The 1,923-nt window shown below is 41.7% G+C and carries 2 protein-coding genes; both read left to right on the forward strand.

Annotated features, from left to right (window positions below; translation table 11 throughout):
* Positions 1-634: 634 nt before the first annotated feature.
* Positions 635-1,156, forward strand: a complete 522-nt coding sequence (locus ACM0OT_RS23710; RefSeq protein WP_414566825.1) for a Ycf51 family protein — start codon at positions 635-637, stop codon at positions 1,154-1,156.
* Positions 1,157-1,469: 313 nt separating this feature from the next.
* Positions 1,470-1,923: WecB/TagA/CpsF family glycosyltransferase (locus ACM0OT_RS23715; protein WP_414566826.1), on the forward strand; the 454-nt coding region annotated here is incomplete at its 3' end.

Genomic DNA, 1,923 nt, shown 5'->3' on the forward strand with positions numbered 1-1,923 from the left:
CGGCAATTAAAATTGCCGTTCGCCCTACATCTCCTACTTGAAAGATAGGAGTTTTGGGCTTCTCGTCTTCATTGATCAATATAAAGAGGCTTTCCGCAGAGTACCGCCCTACGGGTTCACAGTCGCCTAGGTCGGGCTAACCCTCTACAGCGCTGATTCACCAAGCCTGCCCGTAAGGGTTGTACAACGCCAAGAATTATAGAGTGGGCATCAGTTAGACAACAGCTATTTTATTCGGAGTTTACACCGAAGTCATTGATATGTATTAGTGATTAATATAACTATATTCACATTTGTGACTGTGAGTGTGGCTAACCGCAAATTAGCCACTGTTGCTGATAGTTGGGAAGGTGTAGGGACAACCCTTTTGGGTTTTCCTGCATGACGGGCATCTAGTTTTAGATGCTCTTTTATACATTTTGTATTTTAATTAAATAGTTTAGGATTTACGTCACCAACCACGTATTTTTGTCATTGCGACCGTAGGGAAGCAATCTCTAAAGCCTTGATTTTCGTGACGAGTGCGTAAGTCCTACTAGCCTCAAAAACGAGAAACGCTACAAGAGAGTCATGCTACTCGGTAAGATGGGTGTTGTCGGTCATCAACAAAAATACGCCTAAGTAGCCAATCTGTATGTTCACAACATCTGACTTTCTTCAGTATGCCCAATGGTCGGGTATTGCCACATTAGCATTTGCTGCCCTAGCTGTCCTGGCTTTTATCCTCAAATGGGGTCTTCGTTTTCGGCTCGTAGGTACGACTGGCTTTATGCTGGTGTTGACGGTAGGTTTATTTTCTCTCTCTTTAGTTCCTTTGAGCCGCACTGTGATTCCAGGAGCAGTGAAATACACTCTAGTATATGATACTGGTTCTACAAAAGCAGTAATTGCGACATCACCTAAAATTTCCCCCACGCAATTAGAAGCAACTCTGCGTCAAGCAGCTAGTAATCTTTATTCTTATGGCCGCTTAGGGACGCGAGGAAATAATCAACTGACGATTCGCGCCCGCACCATTATTCACCCAGAACCAGGAATCTCTGTACCACTTTACTTGGGTCAAATTACAAGGACACTGGCTAGCCGTGAAGATGTAGAAATGCAAATCGAAATTTATCCAGATAAATTCGCTCAATTACCAAAATCTGCGGCTTAATTTCGTCTATGCAGGCTGACTCCCCACGGTTAAAAGCCGGGGGATTTTTTTTCATCAGAAAAATTAAAAGTTATTAAATAATATGCTTTTGGTTCAACCAAAAGAAGTTAAAATACCTTTGGTTCAATCAAAAGAACCTAAAATAAAGTGTGTTTTCCTCCAATCAGCTAAAATAGCTTGGTTCCCGCAGCGGGAGAAAAAATTAATCCCCTTAATACCTTTTTTATGCTTGTCAGCAAACTATTTTACAGAGTTTGCTACGGCTTTTTTCGTGATCTTTTAATTTTTAGTCCCAAGTTTAAGGACAAGTAATATGCATATATCTGTTCTAAAAGTTAAAATTACAGATACATCAGAGCTTGGTGCTGTAGAGATGATGGAATCATTTATCAAAGAAGAGCCGGATATAGTCCATCTCATCTCTATTGTCAACGCTCACACTCTCAATCTGGCAACTGATAACCCTGAGTACCGAGATGTTTTAAACAGTAGCACAGTGGTTTTTGCAGACGGTACAGGTGTTCGCTGGGCAGCCAGACTCCGTGGTAAAATTTTACAGAGCAATCTCGTTGGTACTGATTTAATACCTAATTTTTTTAAGCATACAAGTAACTGTGGTTATCGATATTACTTACTTGGTGCAGATGCCCATACTATAACATATGCAGCCGAGTTTGCTTCTAAGCAATTTCCAGGCTGGACATTAGCTGGATTCCATCTAAACCTCCGCAAGGGTACTCCCGCCACAGTCGCAGACTTGGCGGTGA

Source organism: Anabaena sp. CCY 9613, from assembly GCF_963920895.1.
Classification (GTDB): Bacteria; Cyanobacteriota; Cyanobacteriia; order Cyanobacteriales; family Nostocaceae; genus Cyanocohniella.